Consider the following 18,897-nt stretch of genomic DNA (forward strand, 5'->3'; position numbering starts at 1 on the left):
AATAGGGGCATGCACCCCCCAGACGGCCCCGGCGACCCCGACAGCTCCGGCCACACCCCCGTCAGTTCCCTGGAGCAGGCCCTGCACGCGGCACGCGCCCTCGTGCTCGCCGACCTGGTCGCGCACGAGGTCGCCGAGGCGGAGATCGTCTCACTCGTCGAGGAGTCCGTGGCGCAGCGCCGCTGGTGGGTCGAACAGTGGCCCCAGGGTGTCGAGTTCGTGACCGGGCTGGTCGCCCAGGACGTGCAGGACGCCCTGCTGGACCGGTACGGCCGCTGGCCGCTGTGCCCGGTGTGCGGCTCCGGCGACCCGCACGCGCTGGAGGTGGAACCGGAGTTGGGCCCCGACCCGCACTGGGTGTGCCACCAGTCGGGCGTGAAGGTCGCGGCGGTCGGCTCGCTGAGCGGAGCGGTTTCCACGTGACGGTGTACATCGACCCGCCCACCTGGCCGGGCCACGGCCGCCTCTGGTCCCACCTGGTCAGCGACGTCTCCTACGACGAGCTGCACGCCTTCGCCGCCACCCTCGGCGTCCCCCGCCGCGCCTTCGAACGCGACCACTACGACATCCCCCAGCACCGGTACACGGACGTCGTGCTCGCCGGGGCGGTGGAGGTCAGCAGCCGCGAGGTGGTACGGCTGCTGCACGGAGCGGGCCTGCGGGTGCGCAAGAGCGAGGCGAGACTGCGGGCCTCTCAGGCCTCCGAGGCCTTTCGGCCTTCCCGGAGTTCGTAGACGTACTCGCCCTTCGCCTCGTCCTCGCCGACCCTGGTGAAGCCCGCGCGCGTGACGACGCCCTGCGAGGCCACGTTGTCGTGGTCGATGACGGCGGTGACCGTCCGTACGCCGTCCTGGGCCAGCGCCCACGCCGACAGCGCGCGCAGCGCCTCCGTGGCGTAACCGTGGCCGCGGGCGCTCTCGACGAGGTCGTAGCCGACCTCGACCCGGCCGTCCTCGTCCGGCACGCTGTGGAAGCCCATCGCGCCCACGGCGAGGTCGTCCTCCCGCCGGACCAGGACGTACGTGGTCCACTCCGGCCGGAACGCCCCTTCCTCGTACTGCTTGGCCATCATCCCGGCGCCCACCCGGGTGCCGTCGGCGGGAGCGGAACCGGCCCACGCGAAGCCGCCGTCACCGCCCGTGCCGAGGTCGGCGGCGCTCGCCGGCGTGAGGCCCTCCAGATCGAGCCGCTCGCCGCGGAGCACCGGATTGTTGCTCCAGCGCCACGGGCCGACGGGCCCGCGCCCCGGCAGCTCGCCGCGCCCGGTCGCCCACAGCAGGGTCTGCCAGGGGGCGGGCCCCGGCCGGACCTGCGGAAAGATCCGGGTGAGGACGAACGAGGCCAGTTCGGCGGGCGGTTCGTACCGTATGCCCAGGCCCTCGGTGATGTCGTGGGTGTGCAGCAGCACCTCGGCCACGCCCATCGCGGCGAAGCCCTCGCGGTTCGCGTGGCGGAAGGGGTACGGGTGGAAGGCGCGGACCGCGCGCGGGGTGGTGCGGATCGTGGCGGCGAGCAGGGCGCCGGTGGTGCCGATCACCTGGAGAACGCCCGCGTTGTCGGCGGGGTCCAAGCCGTCGTCGGTGCCGTCGAGGGTGATCTCGAAGGGTACGTACGCGTCCTGCGCCCGGCCGGCCAACTGACCGGCGTACGCGAGGAGATCGGAGGCCATGTGCACCGCGGCCTCCCGGCAGTCCCACTCCAGGCGCCCGGCCCGCACGCCTTCCCAGTCCCGGCCGGTGACCGCCCCCAGGGCCGCCACGCAGTGCGCGACGGCCTCCTCCACCCGTTCCGCCGGCTGTTCCGCTCCCAAGGCATGCATGAGGGGCAGGCTATGAGGGCGGTGGTGTCGGGGTCGACAGCATTTCCAGTTCGCCGCGGAGGTTGTACCGGGCCGTGGCCTCCCAGTGCTCCCGCCCGTACGGCGTGCGGAACAGGCGGGGCAGGTCGAGGAGTCGGCGCAGTACGGCGGCCCGCCCCTCGCGGAAGGCGTCGCCGGGGACGAAGTGGTACTCCTCGCGGACGGCCGCGGTGTAGGCGGCGTACGCGGACGGGGGAGAGGCGAGGATCGCGAGGTCGGCGTCGCACAGCACCTGGCCGTCACGGTCGTCGTCGGCCGGGTCGTGGGTGACGGTGAGCCGCACCAGCCGCGCCACCTCGGCGGCCTTCGCCTCCGGCACTCCGGCCTCGGTCAGTGCCCGTTCGGCCAGCCGCGCCGACCGCTCCTCGTTCTCGGACCGGTCCGGCAGGTACACGGCGTCGTGGAACCACGCCGCCAGCCGCACGACATCCACGTCGTCCGCGTACGCCTCCAGCTCGTCGACCCGGTCGAGCACGGCGGTGAGGTGCGCGACGGTGTGATAGCGCCGCTGATCCTCCTGCCAGCGGGCGAGCAGGTTGTCGGCGTAGGGGGAGGGGTCGGGCGGCTCGGTGCCGGACCCCTGATCCCGGACTCCGTCCAGGGCCCGGACGAAGCGCTCGCGCAGGGCGTCGGTGTCGGTCATGGGGCCATTGTGACGGTGGGGCGGGTGACGGGGCGGGGGCGAGTTCGGTCGTGTGGGTGACGTGCACGGGCGAGATGCGTGGCCGGGGTGGCGGATCCGGTCGGGCCTCGTGCTGCTGGAGGAGCGGGACGGCGTCCGAGCGACCAGTGACGCCGGTGCGGCTGCCCGGTGCAGCCTCGCTCTCCCGGTGAAGGGACAGACCGATCCGTTCCGTGGAAGCTCTACGAGCGGAAGCCGGCACCGGCGCCCGGCTTCGTGGTCCGGAGTCCCCTCGCCGTGGCACCGGTTGTCCGGTTCACTCCAAGAACGCACCCCATGTGCACTGCGTCACGACGCGCAAGTACCGCGCGGGCGGTGACATCCTCAAGGGCGTTGTCGAATCGCCGGTCTTCGGCCACAGCGACACCCACACGTTGCTCCAGCTGTCCGACCTGATCGTCTCCTCCCTGCTGTTCCCCATCGCTTGCCACGCCTACTTGAGCGACGTGACGTGGAACGTGCACTGCGACGACGCGTACCGCCCGCTGGGGGAGCGGTTCGGGGGGCGGCTGATGAAGCTCCAGTTCCGCTACCGGGACCCGGTGGGCAAGTGGCGTGGGGGGATCGTGGTCTCCGACCGGCGGACGGCGCAGCCGTCGAGCCTGATGTTCGGGCCGGGAAAGCCTGTCGCGTCCGGTGCCGTCATTCCCGTGCAGCAGGGGGACGGCGGGGTCCTGCGGAGCGTGTTGCAGCACGTCCGGCGGGAGGTACGTCCCTGTCCGGCTGAGGCAGGGACTCCTCGTCGCCCCCGCTCTCCCCGGACGTCCCCGGCCGCCTGCTGACCGGGGCCGTCAGCATTCCGGCGATGGAGTCGCAGAGGAAGTCGCCGGCCGCCTGCCACTGGGGCGGCTCGCCGTCGCGTGCCGCGCGTTCCTCCATGTCCGCGCACGCCGACATGACGATGTGGGACATCAGTGTGGCCCTGCCCCGGACGATCTCCCGGGGCAGATGGCCGAGGCGGGAGACCACCGACCGGATGATCAGTGTGGCGGTGGGGGCCTCCGCCGCCATGTCGTAGAGCAGCCCGGTGGTGACGGGATCGTGCATCGCCTGGCTGACGAACCGCGCGCGCCAGGTGGGCTGAGGCAACTCGGCGAGAGCGTCCGTCACGGGTACCACCAGGGCGCGTACGTCGTCCAGGAGCGAGTCGGAGCGCTCGAACATCACTCTGCGCGGCTCCTCCAGGGACGAGAGGTGGCGTGTGAGCAGCGCGCGCAGCAGGCCCTCGCGGCCGCCGAAGTAGTAGCCCACGGCCGAGTGGTTGGTGTTTCCCGCGGCTTCGGCGACCTTGCGGTCCGAGACGTGGGAGATGCCCGACTGGACGAAGAGGCGTTCGGCGGCATCGAGCAGTGCTGTGCGTGCCGCCTCTGATCTGGCCATCGGTAGTCGTCATCTCCTGCGTGACCGTGCGTGGCGGAATCGACAACGTAACCCACGTACCAAGATGTAAGCCACATGACTTACATTGGTGACAGGTTCGTAAGTCGAGTGGCTTACTGTCGAGCCCCTTGGCTCCCCGGCCGGCTTTCCCGCAGCCGGGAGCCGGGAGCCGGGAGCCCTGGCAGGACCGCACCATTCCTCGGCCGGACGGCCGGCACCTGATGACCCACCCTTCGACAAGGAGCCAGATTTCGTGGAGCCCTCCACCACCGCCCCGTCCGCAGGCGGTCCCCCGCCCGGCGGGTCCGGGTCCCCCGCCGCCCCCGGCATACCGGGCCGGCCCGGCCCGGGGGAGGAAGACCGGAAGACCCGGATCGGCCGCTACGTCGCTCTCTTCGCCATGCCCTTCCTGATGGTGACGATGATGTACGCGACCTACGTCGGGACCATGCACGCGCCCGCCCCCAAGGACATGCCGGTGGCCGTCGTGGGCTCCGGACAGACGGCGGAGAAGGTCGTCTCCGCGCTGGACTCCCTGCCGGGCGGCCCCCTCGAACCGCGGCTGGTCGCCACCACCGACGAGGCGCTCGACCTGCTCAAGGACCGCGAGGTCTCCGGAGCCTTCGAGATTCCCGCGAGCGGCCGGGGCGAGGCCGTGATCCACACGGCGTCGGCCGGCGGCGCCTCCCAGGCGAGCACGGTCCAGCAGCTCCTGGCCCCGGTGGCCGCCGAGAACCAGTGGCAGATCACGGCCAAGGACGCCGCTCCGCTCCCCGACGGGGACATGTCGGGCACCGCGGTCCTCTTCGCGGGCATGGGCATGATGCTGGCCGGCTACGTGCCGCTCAGCGTGCTGACGATGTCGCTGCCGTTCCTGCTGACGCTGCGCCGGTTCGTCCCCCTCCTCATCGGGTGGGCGGCCGTGACCAGCACCGTCATCTGGACCATCCTCGGCCCGGTCGTGGGCGCCGTGGACGGCCACTACCTGCAGTTCCTCGGCGTCGGCATGCTGACCGTCGGCGCGGTCGGCATGACGCAGATGTTCTTCACCAAGCTCGTCGGGCCGCTCGCCGTCCTGTTCGGGATGCTGCTGTGGGTCGTCTTCGGCATGCCGGCGTCCAACCTGGCGCTGTCCCTCCACAGCATGCCGGGCTTCTTCCAGTTCCTGCACGGGGTGCTGCCGCTGCCCGCCGCGGGCGAGTCCCTGCGTTCCCTGCTGTACTTCGACGACCGTGGTGCCGGCGGCTACCTGATACCGCTGGTCGTCTGGATCGTCGTCGCCTTCGTGCTCGCGCTGCTGAAGGAGCGCCGCTCCGGAACCGCGATCCCGGCCGCTCCCCCGGTCACCGACGTGAGCACCCCGCTGCCCGCGCTGGCCGGCGGCCCGGTGCGGTCCCCGAAGGTCCGCTACTTCGCCGCGATCGCCTTCCCGCTGGCCATCCTGGTGGGCGTGGTCGGCAGCATGAGCGCCTCGATGCACCAGCCGAAGGTCCACGACCTGCCCGTGGTCGTCGTCGCCGCCGACGCCGGGCAGGCCGAGCAGATGGCCGAGGGCCTGAAGCCGCAGCTCGGCGACATGCTCGACATCCGGACCGGCACCTCCGTCGACGAGGTCAAGGACCAGATCCTCGAACAGGAGGTCGTCGGCGCCTACGTCCTGCCGGCCACGGCGGACGGCGGAGCCACCCTCTACAGCTCCTCGGCGGCCGGCGCGAGCCAGCAGATGGCGCTGCAGGCGGTGTTCCAGCAGGTCGCTGCCGACCAGGAGATGCCCCTGGAACTGACCGACATCAAGCCGCTGACCAGTGACGACACCATGGGCAGCAACAGCATGTACATCGGCATGTCCTGGATCATGGCCGGCTTCCTGATCATGGCGGTCCTGCGCGGCGGCGCCCCGGAGCTGACGCGGCTGCGCCACTTCGTGGTGAAGCTCGCCGGCTGGGCCGTCGGCATGGCGCTGTGGCTGTGGTTCCTCTTCGACGTCCTGATCGGCGCCGTCAACGGCCACGCCTTCGAGATGATCGGGTTCGGCGCGCTCACCATCTTCTGCGTCTCGCTGGTGACCGGTGTCTTCACCCGGACGTTCGGCCTCGCCGCGATCATCCCCGTGATGCTGGTCCTGATGCTGGCCGGTGTCCCCGCCTCCGGCGGTGGCATGTCCATCTACATGGTCCCCGACCTGTTCCGCACCCTCCAGGACGTCCTGCCGCTGCCGGCCGCCGTCGACATCGCTCGCTCGCTGGTCTACTTCGACGGGCACGGCATCGGCCGCAACCTCCTGACCATCGCGATCTGGGGCGCGGCCGGCCTGGTCCTGCAGTTCCTGGTGGACCTGTGGCTGGCCCACCGGGAGAAGAAGGCGCCGGGCACGCAGCCTGGCTCTGGCAGCTCCGGCAGCTCCGACACGTCCGGTGCCACCGGCGGTCCGGCCCCGGTCTCCGGTTCCACGAAGGAGAACGACGACCTGGAACCCGTACCGGCGACCTGATCCCCGTCCGGGCCCGACGACGCGTCGGCGGACCCGGACGGCCCACGGACGAAGCCTCCGCCGCTCCCCTTACGGGAGCGGCGGAGGCTTCTCGCTTCCACCGGTGCCGAGCCGCGATACGGCCCTGAACCGCGACAAGGCCTCGAGCCGCCACTAGCTTGGCCCGCATGACGACTCCTGCTGATGTGCATGGCGTGCGTGAACCCGGGCTTCCCGGGCGGTTGTTGACCGTTGAGCGGGACACGCTGGTTCCGTTGCTGCGGGGACGGGCGGAGGAGGACTTCGCCCGGCCGGTCGTGGCCTGCCCGGGGTGGACCGTGCGGGACGTGCTGGCGCACTGTTCGGCCGCACTCACACGGGTGGTGGAGAGCCGGTTCGAGGAGGGGGTGTTCTCACCCGCGTCGAATGAACGGGACATCGCCGAGCGGGGCGCCTGGAGCAACCGGCGTGTGGTCGACGAACTGGAGCGGGGGATGACCGAGGCCGGAGCGGTGATCGCCCGGGCCGGCGGGGTGCTGGACGTGCTCGCGCTGGGCGAGTGGGTGCACGGCGGGGACGTCCGCGAGGCGCTCGGGGAGCCCGGGGCGTACGCGGGGGCCGGACTGCCGTACGCACTCGGTCTGCTGGCCCACGTCACGGGTGCGAGGGGGCATCTGCCGCTGCACGCCGATCTCGACGACGCCGACGAGCCGCTGCGGCTCGGGGAAGTGTCCGGGGAACGTCCTCCGGCGCGGTACATCGGGGACGGGGCGACGCTGGTGCGGCTGTACGCGGGGCGCTCGGTGAACGGGGCCTCGTACGAGCTGGCCGGGGCGGAGGCCGCGGAGCTGAACATCTTCGGGGGGTGAGGCCGGCCTCGGGGTGTGGGGGCGCGGATCCCCGGCCGGCGGGCGTAGGCTGGATTGGACTAGACCTCTAGGTCTCCGGCTCTTCAGGTCTCCGGGGTTCTGGTCGCCGACGATCCGTGCCCTTGATGCCGAGGAATGGGGTTCCATGAGCAAGCGCGCAGTCCTGGAGGTGATCGCCCTCGACGCCGAGGACGCGGTTGCCGCCCGGGCGGGAGGTGCGGACCGGCTCGAGCTGGTCACCGACATGGCCGCCGACGGACTCACCCCGTCCGTCGCCACCGTCGCCGCCGTCCGCGCGGCCGTCGGCCTCCCGCTGCGGGTGATGCTGCGCCTCGCCGACGGGTTCGCCGCCGGTGACCTCGACCGGCTGGTGCGCACGGCCCACCAGGTGCGGGACGCCGGGGCCGAGGAGTTCGTCCTCGGGTTCCTCGACACCGACGGCCGGGTGGACCTGGACGCCGTGGAGCGGGTGGCCGGTGCGCTGGACGGCTGCCGTTGGACCTTTCATCGCGCCATCGACCGCGCCGCCGACCGCGACGCCCTCCGCAAGCAGCTCGACGGGCTGCCCGGCCTCGACACCTACCTGACGGCCGGCGCGCCCGGCGGTGTCGCCGACGGGCTGCCCACCCTGCTCGCCGAGGCCCGGCGAGGACGAGGCGGCGAACCCGGCTACCAGCAGGAGCTGCTCGTCGGCGGCGGCCTGCGGCTGGAGCAGGTGCCCACCCTGCTCGCCGCCGGGATCCGTGCCTTCCACATCGGGGGCGCGGCCCGGCCCGACGGATGGACCGGGCCCGTCTCGGCGGAGTCCGTCGCCCAGTGGCGGCGCGTGGTGGACGGGGCGGTGGACGGGGACTGACACCGGTTCCGCCGGACCGGTTCAGGACAGCAGCTGTTCCGGCAGGGGGTCCGCGTGCGTCACGATCAGGCCCGAGACCGCGCGGGTCAGGGCGACGTACAGGCGGCGCAGGCCGGTGCGTTCGTCGGGCTCGCCGTCGACCACGGCGCGCGGCTCGGCCAGGACCACGTAGTCGTACTCCAGGCCCTTCGCCAGGGACGCCGGGACCAGGGTGAGCCGGGTGGCGTACGTCGTCTCCTCACCCGGCGCGACGTACCCGATGCCCGCCTCCGCCAGGGCCCGAGCCAGCGCCGGGATCCGGGCGTCGGCGGCGATCAGGCCGACCGAGCCCTCACGGGCCAGCAGTTCGCGGCAGGCCGCCAGCACGTCACCCGTTCCGCCACCGGTCCCGTCACCCGCCCCGTCGGCGGCGGCAGGGCGGATCGAGAAGAAGCCGGGGCTGTCACGGATCGACGCCACCGGCGTCAGGCCCGGCGCGATGTGCGGGAGCAGCCGGGAGGCGTACGCGATCACGTCCGTCGGGACGCGGAAACCGGCGGTCAGCTCCTCGACCACCGCGTCCCGCTTGCCCAGGTGGCCCAGCGCCTCCTCCCAGCTCCGGGTCGCCCACGGCGTGGTGCCCTGGGCCAGGTCGCCGAGGACGGTCGCCGAACCGGTCGTGCAGCGCCGGCCCACCGCCCGGTACTGCATGGGGGAGAGGTCCTGCGCCTCGTCGAGCACCACGTGCCCCAGGGAGTGGGTGCGCCGGATCAGGTCGGTGGCCTCGTCGATCAGTACCGCGTCCGCCGCCGACCACTTCGCGGACTTCACCGACCGCGCCGGCTTCGCCCAGAGGATCGCCTTCCGCTCGTCCTCGTCGAGCAGTCCGGCCGCGTGCTCGGCCAGGAACTCCGGGTCCGCCAGCAGCCGCAGGACCAGCTTCGCCGGGTCGACGGCCGGCCAGACGGCCTTCACCGCCGCCTTCACCGCGCTGGTGCGGGCCACCGTGTCCTGCACCCTGTCGTCCGGTGCCTCCCCGGCCCGCTCCATCTGCACCAGCACGGCGTGCGCGATGCGCTGCGGCAGGGCCTCGCGGGCGGCGCCGTAGCGGATGTCCCGGTCGAGCAACTGGCGGACCAGTTCCTCCAGCTCGTACACCGGGACCCGCCAGCGGCGCGAGCCGCGCACGACGACGACCGGTTCGGCGGGCGGGGTCACGTGCGCGTAGAGGGCCCGGCGCAGTACCTCGGCCATCCTCGCGTCGCCCTTGACGAACGCGGCCCGCGCGTCGTCCGTCCCGCGTACCTCGACATGGGCCACCAGGTCGTCCACCGTCGCCTGCCCGACCGCCAGCTCGCCCAGCGCGGGCAGCACCTGCTCGATGTAGTGCAGGAAGGACCGGTTCGGCCCGATGACCAGCGTGCCCGTGCGGGCCAGCCGCTCGCGGTGGGCGTACAGCAGGTAGGCGACCCGGTGCAGGCCGACGGCCGTCTTCCCGGTACCGGGGCCGCCCTGCACGCAGACACTGCCCGACAGACCGGACCGTACGATCTCGTCCTGCTCGGGCTGGATCGTGGCGACGATGTCCCGCATCGGACCGACGCGCGGGCGCTCGATCTCCTGCTGGAGCAGCCTGCTCGTGACGGCGCCCCCGGCGGAGCCGGAGAATGTCACGGCGGCCGGGTCGGACAGGTGCTCGTCCTCGTACGCCGTGAGGTCCCCGCCGGTGTAGCCGAAACGGCGGCGCAGCGCGACGTCCATCGGATCCTTCTTGGACGCCCGGTAGAACGGCTGCGAGACCGGCGCACGCCAGTCGATCACCATCGGGTCGCCGTCGGCGTCGTGCACATGCCGGCGCCCGATGTGCAGTGTCTGATAAGCAGCCTCCGGCTGCGGGCGTTCTCCCTCCGCCCCTTCCGCCTCCTCGGCGCCCGGGGCGTGCAGGTAGTCGAGGCGGCCGAAGAACAGCGGGGTGTCGCTGAGGTCGGCCAGGGCCTTGATCCGGTCCCCGATCTGCCGCTCCAGGATCTGCGCGTTGACCCAGTTCGCGGTGACGTCGCGGATGTCGAGGGCTTCGACGTCCTCGCGCATCGCGCGCAGGGCGGTACGGGACGCGGAGAGGTGGGAGCGCTCGCGGGCCAGAGGGCCTCCGCCGTCGCTTTCGGTGCCGGTGCCGGTGCCGGTGCCGGTGCCGGTGCCGGTGCCGGTGTCGACGCTGGTGACGGGCGCGGCTGTGGTGGCGGGCGTGGGTTCGGGGACGTGCGCGGGCACGGGTCTGCCTCCGGCTGGTGCTGGCGGTGATGCCGCGTGATCACGGCATGGCGGACCGTCCGGTTTCCGTCCGGGCGGTGGCACTCCGGCGAGGGAGGCGGGAAGGCCCCGGACGGCTTCCGTTCCAGTGGCCGGGGCGAGCGGGAGATTCTAGTCGGCTCCCGCACCGGGAACGAACGATTAACGCGTCCAGCCGTCCAGCCGTCCCGCCGCTCCGTCGTTCGGGGTTCCGCACCCTCAGGGCTCTCAGGGGCGCGGGTACTCCTCGCAGGGGAGACCGTGCGTCTCAGGACGTACACGACGGGATCCGAAGGTGGGCCCAGGGACCGATGCCCCGAACGGGTGAACCGGCGCACTCTGGACACATGAGCACAGCGACCTTCACCCCAGGCAATCAGGCCCGTGGTCCCGGCGCCCCGCACCGCGGTGCCACCGCCACCGGCTCCGTCCCCCACTCCCCGCACCGCATCGGCAACGCCCTGCGCGCGGTCCGGGTCTTCGCCGAGAGCTTCTTCTCGGTCACCGTCCTCGGTGAGTACAGCGAGGAGGCGGGCGTCCGCCGGAGGTAACGGCCCGCCCGAGCCTCCCGGCCCACCCGCCCCGCCCGCAGTCGCGCGGGCTGAGTACGCGGACAGGTACCGGCTGAGTACGCACACCCGTGTCCGGGCGCCCCTCACGCGGGTTGACTGGCGTCATGAGCCGAACCCACTTCGCGCCCCCGTTGCCGGCGGTGCCCCATCCGCCCGACCGGGACCGCCTGGCCTGGGTGGCGCCCACCGTCGCGACCGTGCTTCTGGCGTTCCTGCTGCCCGTGGCGTTCCTGCTGGGCGCGATGTCCGTCATGGCGACCGACAGTTGTGGGCCCGACGACTGTTCGCAGAAGCTGACGACCGCCCTGGACATGGTCCTCTGGTCGCTGCCCGTCGGCGGCATCCTCACCTTCTGCGCCTGGTTCACGTCCTGGGTGCTTCCGTGGAGGACCCGGTGGTCGGCCCTGCGCGCCTCGGCGGCAGCACTCTCGCTGCTGCCGCCGCTCTTCACCGTGATGCTGGTGTTCAACCTTCCCCAGGGGTGACCGCACTCCGGGCGCCCCGCTAGCTCTCCGTGAGGAGTTCGTCCGCGTCCACGATCCGGTACGCGTATCCCTGCTCCGCCAGGAACCGCTGGCGGTGGGCCGCGAAGTCCTGGTCGATGGTGTCGCGGGCGACGACGGAGTAGAAGTGGGCCTGGTGGCCGTCCGCCTTGGGGCGCAGCACCCGGCCCAGCCGCTGGGCCTCCTCCTGCCGGGACCCGAAGGTGCCCGACACCTGGATGGCGACCGTGGCCTCCGGCAGGTCGATCGAGAAGTTCGCGACCTTGGACACGACCAGGACGCTGATCTCGCCCTCCCGGAACGCGTCGAACAGCTTCTCCCGCTGGGCGTTCGACGTCTCGCCCTTGATCACGGGGGCGTTCAGGTGCTCGCCCAGCTCGTCCAGCTGGTCGATGTACTGCCCGATGACGAGGATCTGCTGCCCCGCGAACCGCCGGACGATCGCCTCGGTGACCTTCCGCTTGGTGGCGGTCGTCGCGCAGAAGCGGTACTTCTCCTCCGTCTCCGCGGTGGCGTACGCGATCCGCTCGGAGTCGGTGAGGTTGACCCGGACCTCGACGCAGTCGGCGGGCGCGATGTAGCCCTGCGCCTCGATCTCCTTCCACGGCGCGTCGAACCGCTTCGGCCCGATCAGCGAGAACACGTCCGACTCGCGGCCGTCCTCCCGCACCAGTGTCGCCGTCAGGCCCAGCCGCCGCCGGGCCTGGAGGTCCGCCGTGAACTTGAAGACGGGCGCGGGCAGCAGGTGCACCTCGTCGTACAGGATCAGGCCCCAGTCCCGGGAGTCGAACAGCTCCAGGTGCGGGTAGACGCCCTTCCGGCGGGTCGTCAGCACCTGGTAGGTGGCGATGGTGACGGGCCGGATCTCCTTCCGCGTCCCGCTGTACTCGCCGATCTCGTCCTCGGTCAGCGAGGTCCGCTTCACCAGCTCGTGCTTCCACTGGCGGGCCGAGACGGTGTTGGTGACCAGGATCAGCGTGGTCGACTTCGCCTGCGCCATCGAACCGGCGCCGACGAGCGTCTTGCCCGCGCCGCAGGGCAGGACCACCACGCCGGAACCGCCGTGCCAGAAGTTCTCCACCGCCTGCTTCTGGTACGGGCGCAGCGCCCACCCGTCCTCGCGCAGCTCGATGTCGTGCGCCTCGCCGTCCACGTACCCGGCGAGGTCCTCGGCGGGCCAGCCCAGCTTCAGCAGCACCTGCTTGATCTGCCCGCGCTCCGAGGGGTGCACGGCGACCGTGTCCGGGTCGAGGCGGGCGCCGACCAGCGGGGCGATCCGCTTGGAGCGCAGCACCTCCTCCAGCACGGGCCGGTCGGTGCTGGTGAGGACGAGACCGTGCGTCGGGTGCTTGAGCAGGCTGAGCCGGCCGTAGCGGTCCATCGTCTCGGCGATGTCGACGAGCAGCGCGTGCGGCACCGGGTAGCGGCTGTACTTCACCAGCGCGTCCACGACCTGTTCGGCGTCGTGGCCGGCGGCCCGCGCGTTCCACAGGCCGAGCGGGGTCACCCGGTAGGTGTGGATGTGTTCCGGCGCCCGCTCCAGCTCGGCGAACGGCGCGATGGCGCGACGGCACTCACCGGACTGCTCGTGGTCGACTTCCAGGAGAAGCGTCTTGTCGGACTGAACGATGAGCGGACCATTCACGCGCGGCTGCCTTTCTGCGACGGGCTCGGCACGGGCACTGCACGGGCACAGCTCGGCCAAACGTCCAGTTTGCCTGATCGCCCCCCGCCCGGGGGCCGGAGTGACAGCGGCCACAGAAGCAGGGGCAGCGGCGGACCGTGCCTTTCAGCGGACCGTGCCCGGTCCGGACGCCGTGGCGCGCAGCAGATCACGCACCGGGCCGAAACCGATGGTCCGGCCGATGGTCTCCCTGTGCTCCGGCTCGCGGAACCGCAGGCGGCCCTGCGCGCCTCAGGGGCCTCGAAGAGGCGGCCGCCGACGTCCGCCGCCGTGCTCCGCACCCTGCGTGCAGCGTACGCGGGGAGGCCCGCCCCCGGACGGCGGAGTCCGCTCAGTTCTCGTCGTCCGCCAGTTCCGCGACCCCGGTGATCCGGTGCAGCGGGTACGTCCGCAACTCGTCGGCCGTGTGGTCGTACGCCGTGACGAAGCCGCCCTCGACGCGGACCGGGGCGATGACGCGCTGGCTGGCGGCGCCCTCCGCGTTCACGTAACCGATCCACAGCGTCTCGCCGGTCAGGACGGCGGCCTGCATGGTGGCGAGGGTCTCGGCGGCCCCGGTGCGCGGCAGCTCACCGCTCCCCGCCCCGGCGTCCGCCTCCCCGGCCTTGGCCTTGCGCGGGGCGGTCGAGGCGAGGTCACCGGCGCGGACGGCACGGATCGCCGCCGCGAGCAGGGTGTCGTCGGGCACCGGCGGCCCCTCCGGGACCGGTTCGGGTGCCGTGCGCGGCGGGGTGCGGCGGGCGTCGGCGCGGGTGATCAGGACGTCGCCCTCGGCGGACTCGGCGGCCGGTGCGAACCCCATCTGGCGCAGCCCCTCCAGCAGGCCGGCCGGATCGGCCTGCGCGGCCAGCACGGTCGGCGCGAGCCGGCGCAGGCCCAGTCCCGCGGCCCGCTTGTCGGCGAGGATCTCGTTCAGCATCGCGTCGTCGTCGCAGCGTACGTACGCGGAGGCCGCGCCCACCCGCAGATGTCCGTGCCTGCGGGCCACGTCGTCGATCAGATACGTCAGCGGCTGCGGCACCGGGGTACGGGAGTGCGCGGCGAGGAAGGCGTGCAGGTCGGTGGCGGCCCGGCCGGCGTCCAGGGCGCGGCGTACCGAGCCCGGCGTGAACCGGTAGACGGTCGCCCCGCCCTTCGACTCCACGTCCGCCAGCACCCCCAGCATGTCCGCGAGCGGCCGCTGGAGCGGGCCGGGCGCGACCGCCGTCAGGTCGGCCTGGAGCAGGACGTGGTCCAGTGGCTCGGGCAGCTGCGGGGCGAGCAGCCGGGCGGCGGCGGTGGACGCGGCGGCCTGCTCGGCGGGGGTGAGGGCGGGAGAGGGCGGGGCGGGGGAGTCCGGGGGCGGGACGGCCGGCCGGTGGTGGACGGGGAGCCGGTCGCCCGGCCCTGTCGATTCCGGCGACCGGTCCGTCCGCCCGGCGTGTGCCTTCGGCGCGGGCGCGGGCATCCCGAGCAGGGCCCGCCCGTGCGCGGACAGCGCGCCGCGGCCGGTGACGCCCAGCATCTCGGCCTCGGTCAGCGTCCACAGGGCGAGCCGCGACCGCAGATCGTCGCCCCTGCCCCCGCCCGAACCCGCGCCCGTGGAACCGGAACCGGCGGCCCCGCCCGTCGCGCGCAGCGGCCGCTCCCACCGCAGCCGCTCCGACACCGACCCGGCGTCCGGCGCCGCCCCCTCCGGCAGCCCCGCGAGCAGCGTCAGCACCCGGCGCCGTACCTCGGGTGCCGCCGACCGGTCGAGCCCCGGACCCAGGGCGGACAGGGTGTGGTCCTTCGCGTCCCGCCCGCCGACCAGTCCCGGTGTCCGGGTCGCCGTCAGCCACGCCGCGGCCAGCGTCGTCCAGCGCTCGGCGGCGGGCCGCTCCCGCCAGGTGTCGTACGCCGGGGTCGCCGCGTACCGCTCGTCGTCCCCCACTGCCTTAAGGGCGTGGGAGGTGCCCCCACCACCGTCGGAGGCCAACAGACCGGCCGCATGGGCCAGCTCGACCCAGAACGCGGCGACCTGCTCGGTCACGTCCAGGGCGACGGCGGTCCGCTTCAGGTCCCGCACGCTCAGCCCGCCGGAGCGCAGCACCGCCGGGCCGCCCTCGTCCCAGTCCTTCAGCAGCTCCTCGACGGTCGCCAGCGCCGTGTACGCCTGCCCGGCCGCCGTCGCGTCCACCACCCGGGGAGGGTGCGTGGCCGCGGCCCCGACCGGCGGCGGCACCGGCTCCACCGCCCGGTGCGCCCGCCCGCCGCGCAGGTGCAGCGCCACCTCCCGCGGCAGGACGACCGTCCCGGGCGCGGTCGGCAGCAGCAGGCCCCGGTCCAGCAGCCGGCGCAGCCGGGTCGCCGGATCGGCGGTGACCTGGCCGTAGGGCGGCCCCCAGACCAGCCGCTCCAGCACCTCCAGCGACTCGAACGGCACCTCGGCCAGCAGCGCCGCCATCCGCTCCCGGTCCGTGAACAGCCCGGTCAGCGCCGCCACGGCGGAGACCGAGTCGTGCGTGGAGGGCAGTCCGACCGCCGTGACGATCTCCTGGATCCGTCCCGGGGACATCCCGGCCGTGGCCTCCCGCACGGTCGGGCCGAGGCCCGTCGGCGAGGGGTGCTGCGGGGAGGGGGAGAGCAGCTCACGGGCCGTACGGACCAGCCGCAGCCGGTCGTCGTCACCCCAGACCAGCGCCTGCTCGCGCAGCGTCCGCACGGCACCCGGCAGCGCGGCGGACACCGCCCGGTCGCCCTCGTCGCCCGCCAGCAGCCCGAGCAGCTCGTCGTACGGCGCCGGATCCGCCGCCACGGCCAGCGCCTGCGCGGTCTGCAGCGTGAACCGGTCCAGCCGGTCCAGGGCGCGGACGACCGAGGCGCGGGTACCGGCCCGGGTGGCCAGCTGCGTGAGGTCGGTGGGCACGGGCGTGACGAGATCCGGCCGGCTTCGCAGGAGCGCGGCAAGCTCGGCGTCGTCCCGTCCCCGGAGCGCCTCCGCGAGGGATCGGGGGGCCGCCGCGGACTTCTCCTCGGTGCTCATCCGCATCACCGTAGCGGGTGGGTGTGCCGGTGGGGTGCGTGGAGTTGGGCCGGGCGCCCGGACTCGCGGTACCGTCGTCCGACGTCGTCCGCCAACGCATCCGCCCCGGAGGGGACTTCGTGGGTATCGAGAGTGACCAGGTCGTCTACGAGTATCTGAGCCGCGTCGGCGACGTGGCCCAGCAGCGCCAGCTGCCGTCGGCGACCCGTATGCGTCTGGTCGCCGGGCTGCGGGACGAGATCGACCGGCGCCGGGCGAAGACCGTCGTCGACTCCCCGGCCGCCGTGCGCCGCATCATCTCCCGCATGGGCACCCCGGACGAGGTCGTGACGGCGGCCTCCACCGGCACCTCCACCACTTCGGGCTCCTCCGGCTCCTCCGGCACCGAGGGGGCGCCTTGGAGGGCGGAGGGGAACGGGGGCGCCCCCCCGAGCAAGCCCGGGTCCGAGCCCGCGACCGCCGCCGTTCCCGCCCAGCGGGCCGGCGACCGCGCCCAGCGGGCGAAGAACGTCCTGCGCCGCGCCGTCCCCCGCCCCCGCCCGGCCGGGAACCCGAACGCCCCTGCCGCCCCCGCCGGGCCGTCCGCGCCGCACCAGGCCGGTACGGACGAACTCGGCGACAGCGCCGACCAGCCCGACTGGTGGCGGGTGGACAGCAGCCCCTTCGGCGTCGGCGACGCGGTCCCCGGCTTCGTCGGCGGCGTGGAGATCCCCGAACTGCTCAAGGCCCCGCCGTCCGAGGACCCGAAGGGCGCCGAGGGCGCCGCCGGGCCGGGCGGGAAGGCGGCCGGGCCGTCCGTAGCCGGCGCGCGCACCGCTCCGCAGGCCGAAGGGGCCCCCGCCGCCGTCGGGGCCGGGGCGGGGAAAAGCGGCTCCGCCACCCGCCGCCGGCTCCCGCGCCTGCCGTCCGGCGGCTGGAGCAACCCCCTGCTCCTGGTCGCCGCGGGTCTGCTGGTCGCGGGCGCCGTACTCGGCAACTGGTTCGCCCTGTTCTTCGGCTGGGTCATCGTCTACGCCTCCCGCCGTCTCAGCCAGGCCGAGATCAAGTGGGCGGTGATCGTCCTGCCCGGTCTCGCGCTCACGGGCGGAGTCGTCTGGCTCTGGGGCAGGACCGAGGGGCGCTGGGGCGCCCCCGTCGCCGACGGCACCATGAACGACGCCGTCGCCGAGACCTGGCCCTGGGTGGTCCGGGCCGCGGCCGTCGCCTCGGCCCTGTTCCTGACCTGGCGCTCCCAGCGGCCCCGCTGAGCAGGGGCGTACCGCCGGCGGCCTGTCGTTTGCGTGCGCTGGGCACAATGGCGGGTATGGCCTCCACGACCGCGCTTCCGCCCACCGTCGGCTTCGACCTCGACATGACGCTCATCGACTCCCGGCCCGGCATCCGCGCCTGCTACCAGGCACTCTCCGAGCGGACCGGGACCCACATCGACGCCGATCTCGCCGTCACCCGGCTGGGACCGCCCCTCGCGGACGAGCTGATCAACTGGTTCCCGGCGGAGCGGATCGACGAAGTGGCCGACCTGTACCGGGCGATGTACCCGGCCTACGCCATCGCCGCCACGCCCGCGCTGCCCGGCGCCCGCGAGGCCATGTCCGCCGTGCGCGAGGCGGGCGGGCGCGCCGTCGTCGTCACCGCGAAGCACGAGCCGAACGCCAGGCTGCACCTGGCCCACCTCGGCATCGAACCGGACGCCGTGATCGGCGACCTGTGGGCCGAGCAGAAGGCGTCGGCGCTGCGCGAGCACGGTGCGGGGGTGTACGTCGGCGACCACGTGGGCGACGTGCGCGGCGCGCGGGCCGCCGACGCGCTGTCCGTCGCCGTCGCCACCGGACCCTGCGACCCCGCGGAACTGCGGGAGGCGGGCGCGGACGTGGTCCTCACCGACCTGACGGAATTCCCCGGCTGGCTCTCGGACCACATGAACGGCCGGGACAACGGGGGCCGTCCGGGTTACTCCCCGGCGGCGCGCGCCTGACGGCGTCCCGCCGCGGCCGAGCGCAGCACGCCCGCGCCGGCCATCAGGAATCCGACGCCCATGAGCATGCTCAGCACGAACATGTACGTCGGAAAGGCCTCGATTCCGAGGAACAACGGGGCCACCGTGACCAGAGTGGCCACGGCGCCGATGATGAAGACGATGCCGCCGGCACGGACCAGACCGTCTCCGGGAGCCGGGGAATTCGCTTGGGTTTTGTCAGCCACCCGACCAGGGTAGTTCCTGGCCCGAGGGAACAACCCGGCGACAGTCTTGTCACCTGCCCGAAGACCATTAGCCTTGGTAGCGGCGGGTCACCGGGACCCGCCCGAGTGCTATCAAGAGCCGTTTTCCGAAGCAGTTTTCCGACGAGTACGAGGACGAGGACAGACGTGCCTACCGGCAAAGTCAAGTGGTTCAACAGTGAGAAGGGCTTCGGCTTTCTCTCCCGTGACGACGGCGGGGACGTCTTCGTCCATTCCTCGGTCCTCCCCGCCGGACTCGAGACGCTGAAACCGGGCCAGCGCGTCGAGTTCGGCGTGGTCGCGGGGCAGCGCGGTGATCAGGCCCTGTCCCTGACCGTCATCGATCCGACCCCGTCGGTCGCGGCGGCCCAGCGCAAGAAGCCGGACGAGCTGGCCTCCATCGTCCAGGACCTGACGACCCTGCTGGAGAACATCACGCCGATGCTGGAGAGGGGCCGCTACCCGGAGCGCACCTCGGGGAAGCAGATCGCCGGACTCCTGCGCGCCGTCGCCGACCAGTTGGACGTGTGA

General features: G+C 73.2%; 17 protein-coding genes. 10 read left to right on the forward strand and 7 right to left on the reverse strand.

Features of this window, described 5'->3' with window-relative positions:
- Positions 1-9 precede the first annotated feature (9 nt).
- Both ACIF80_RS09820 and ACIF80_RS09825 read left to right on the forward strand, forming a co-directional pair.
- Positions 10-423, forward strand: coding sequence for a hypothetical protein (locus ACIF80_RS09820; RefSeq protein WP_399801706.1), 414 nt, complete (start codon positions 10-12; stop codon positions 421-423).
- Positions 420-734 carry a DUF4031 domain-containing protein gene (locus ACIF80_RS09825; RefSeq protein ID WP_399801709.1) on the forward strand — a complete coding sequence of 105 codons (315 nt, stop codon included), beginning with the start codon at positions 420-422 and terminating at the stop codon, positions 732-734. The genes ACIF80_RS09820 and ACIF80_RS09825 overlap by 4 nt, the downstream gene beginning before the upstream one ends.
- Here ACIF80_RS09825 and ACIF80_RS09830 read toward each other — a convergent pair.
- The 3 genes from ACIF80_RS09830 to ACIF80_RS09840 all read right to left on the reverse strand — a co-directional run bounded on the left by ACIF80_RS09830 (position 695) and on the right by ACIF80_RS09840 (position 3,920).
- Positions 695-1,783 carry a GNAT family N-acetyltransferase gene (locus ACIF80_RS09830; RefSeq protein ID WP_399802607.1) on the reverse strand — a complete coding sequence of 363 codons (1,089 nt, stop codon included), beginning with the start codon at positions 1,781-1,783 and terminating at the stop codon, positions 695-697. The genes ACIF80_RS09825 and ACIF80_RS09830 overlap by 40 nt on opposite strands.
- Positions 1,784-1,829: 46 nt before the next feature.
- The gene (locus ACIF80_RS09835; protein ID WP_399801711.1) at positions 1,830-2,501 is read right to left on the reverse strand and encodes a hypothetical protein; all 672 of its coding nucleotides are present in this window, start codon (positions 2,499-2,501) and stop codon (positions 1,830-1,832) included.
- A 681-nt stretch (positions 2,502-3,182) separates the two neighbouring features.
- A complete protein-coding gene (locus ACIF80_RS09840) occupies positions 3,183-3,920 on the reverse strand; it encodes a TetR/AcrR family transcriptional regulator (protein WP_399801714.1) in 738 nt (245 codons plus the stop codon).
- Positions 3,921-4,173: 253 nt separating this feature from the next.
- On the opposite strand from ACIF80_RS09840, the gene ACIF80_RS09845 reads away from it, so the two are divergent.
- The 3 genes from ACIF80_RS09845 to ACIF80_RS09855 all read left to right on the forward strand — a co-directional run bounded on the left by ACIF80_RS09845 (position 4,174) and on the right by ACIF80_RS09855 (position 8,115).
- Positions 4,174-6,411 carry an ABC transporter permease gene (locus tag ACIF80_RS09845; RefSeq protein WP_399801716.1) on the forward strand — a complete coding sequence of 746 codons (2,238 nt, stop codon included), beginning with the start codon at positions 4,174-4,176 and terminating at the stop codon, positions 6,409-6,411.
- 167 nt (positions 6,412-6,578) lie between these two features.
- Positions 6,579-7,259, forward strand: a complete 681-nt coding sequence (locus tag ACIF80_RS09850) for a maleylpyruvate isomerase family mycothiol-dependent enzyme (RefSeq protein WP_399801719.1) — start codon at positions 6,579-6,581, stop codon at positions 7,257-7,259.
- Between the two features lie 145 nt (positions 7,260-7,404).
- Entirely contained in the window at positions 7,405-8,115 is a 711-nt protein-coding gene (locus ACIF80_RS09855; protein ID WP_399801721.1) for a copper homeostasis protein CutC, read from the forward strand.
- Positions 8,116-8,136: 21 nt separating this feature from the next.
- Here the strand turns inward: ACIF80_RS09855 and ACIF80_RS09860 are convergent, their stop codons facing one another.
- The gene (locus ACIF80_RS09860; RefSeq protein ID WP_399802609.1) at positions 8,137-10,236 is read right to left on the reverse strand and encodes a HelD family protein; all 2,100 of its coding nucleotides are present in this window, start codon (positions 10,234-10,236) and stop codon (positions 8,137-8,139) included.
- Between the two features lie 494 nt (positions 10,237-10,730).
- Between ACIF80_RS09860 and ACIF80_RS09865 the strand changes: the two genes are divergently transcribed.
- Together ACIF80_RS09865 and ACIF80_RS09870 are read left to right on the forward strand one after the other, a co-directional pair.
- Positions 10,731-10,934, forward strand: a complete 204-nt coding sequence (locus ACIF80_RS09865; RefSeq protein WP_399801723.1) for a hypothetical protein — start codon at positions 10,731-10,733, stop codon at positions 10,932-10,934.
- Between the two features lie 125 nt (positions 10,935-11,059).
- Positions 11,060-11,440, forward strand: coding sequence for a hypothetical protein (locus ACIF80_RS09870; RefSeq protein WP_399801726.1), 381 nt, complete (start codon positions 11,060-11,062; stop codon positions 11,438-11,440).
- Between the two features lie 19 nt (positions 11,441-11,459).
- Here the strand turns inward: ACIF80_RS09870 and ACIF80_RS09875 are convergent, their stop codons facing one another.
- Both ACIF80_RS09875 and ACIF80_RS09880 read right to left on the reverse strand, forming a co-directional pair.
- The gene (locus ACIF80_RS09875) at positions 11,460-13,103 is read right to left on the reverse strand and encodes a DNA repair helicase XPB (RefSeq protein ID WP_399801728.1); all 1,644 of its coding nucleotides are present in this window, start codon (positions 13,101-13,103) and stop codon (positions 11,460-11,462) included.
- Positions 13,104-13,473: 370 nt separating this feature from the next.
- On the reverse strand, positions 13,474-16,146 hold the full coding sequence (locus ACIF80_RS09880) for a helicase-associated domain-containing protein (RefSeq protein WP_399801730.1): 2,673 nt from the start codon (positions 16,144-16,146) through the stop codon (positions 13,474-13,476).
- Positions 16,147-16,265: 119 nt separating this feature from the next.
- Here ACIF80_RS09880 and ACIF80_RS09885 point away from each other — a divergent pair, with 119 nt between their 5' ends.
- Together ACIF80_RS09885 and ACIF80_RS09890 are read left to right on the forward strand one after the other, a co-directional pair.
- Positions 16,266-17,393 carry a hypothetical protein gene (locus ACIF80_RS09885; RefSeq protein WP_399801732.1) on the forward strand — a complete coding sequence of 376 codons (1,128 nt, stop codon included), beginning with the start codon at positions 16,266-16,268 and terminating at the stop codon, positions 17,391-17,393.
- 56 nt (positions 17,394-17,449) lie between these two features.
- Complete coding sequence (locus ACIF80_RS09890) at positions 17,450-18,121, forward strand: HAD family hydrolase (protein WP_399801734.1); 672 nt, start codon at positions 17,450-17,452, stop codon at positions 18,119-18,121.
- Here the strand turns inward: ACIF80_RS09890 and ACIF80_RS09895 are convergent.
- On the reverse strand, positions 18,097-18,348 hold the full coding sequence (locus ACIF80_RS09895) for a hypothetical protein (protein WP_055574275.1): 252 nt from the start codon (positions 18,346-18,348) through the stop codon (positions 18,097-18,099). The genes ACIF80_RS09890 and ACIF80_RS09895 overlap by 25 nt on opposite strands.
- Before the next feature lie 165 nt (positions 18,349-18,513).
- Here ACIF80_RS09895 and ACIF80_RS09900 point away from each other — a divergent pair, with 165 nt between their 5' ends.
- Positions 18,514-18,897, forward strand: coding sequence for a cold-shock protein (locus ACIF80_RS09900; protein WP_042169034.1), 384 nt, complete (start codon positions 18,514-18,516; stop codon positions 18,895-18,897).

Origin of the sequence: Streptomyces sp. NPDC085927 (assembly GCF_044540975.1) — a bacterium.
In the GTDB taxonomy this organism is placed as follows: Bacteria; Actinomycetota; Actinomycetes; order Streptomycetales; family Streptomycetaceae; genus Streptomyces; species Streptomyces hirsutus.

What these genes read in the sequence shown, in the direction of transcription:
- ACIF80_RS09820 (WP_399801706.1), top strand. Translation starts at nt 10, where the DNA reads ATGCACCCCCCAGACGGCCCCGGCGACCCCGACAGCTCCGGCCACACC.
- ACIF80_RS09835 (WP_399801711.1), bottom strand. Translation starts at nt 2,501, where the DNA reads ATGACCGACACCGACGCCCTGCGCGAGCGCTTCGTCCGGGCCCTGGAC.
- ACIF80_RS09840 (WP_399801714.1), bottom strand. Translation starts at nt 3,920, where the DNA reads ATGGCCAGATCAGAGGCGGCACGCACAGCACTGCTCGATGCCGCCGAA.
- ACIF80_RS09850 (WP_399801719.1), top strand. Translation starts at nt 6,579, where the DNA reads ATGACGACTCCTGCTGATGTGCATGGCGTGCGTGAACCCGGGCTTCCC.
- ACIF80_RS09855 (WP_399801721.1), top strand. Translation starts at nt 7,405, where the DNA reads ATGAGCAAGCGCGCAGTCCTGGAGGTGATCGCCCTCGACGCCGAGGAC.
- ACIF80_RS09865 (WP_399801723.1), top strand. Translation starts at nt 10,731, where the DNA reads ATGAGCACAGCGACCTTCACCCCAGGCAATCAGGCCCGTGGTCCCGGC.
- ACIF80_RS09870 (WP_399801726.1), top strand. Translation starts at nt 11,060, where the DNA reads ATGAGCCGAACCCACTTCGCGCCCCCGTTGCCGGCGGTGCCCCATCCG.
- ACIF80_RS09880 (WP_399801730.1), bottom strand. Translation starts at nt 16,146, where the DNA reads ATGAGCACCGAGGAGAAGTCCGCGGCGGCCCCCCGATCCCTCGCGGAG.
- ACIF80_RS09890 (WP_399801734.1), top strand. Translation starts at nt 17,450, where the DNA reads ATGGCCTCCACGACCGCGCTTCCGCCCACCGTCGGCTTCGACCTCGAC.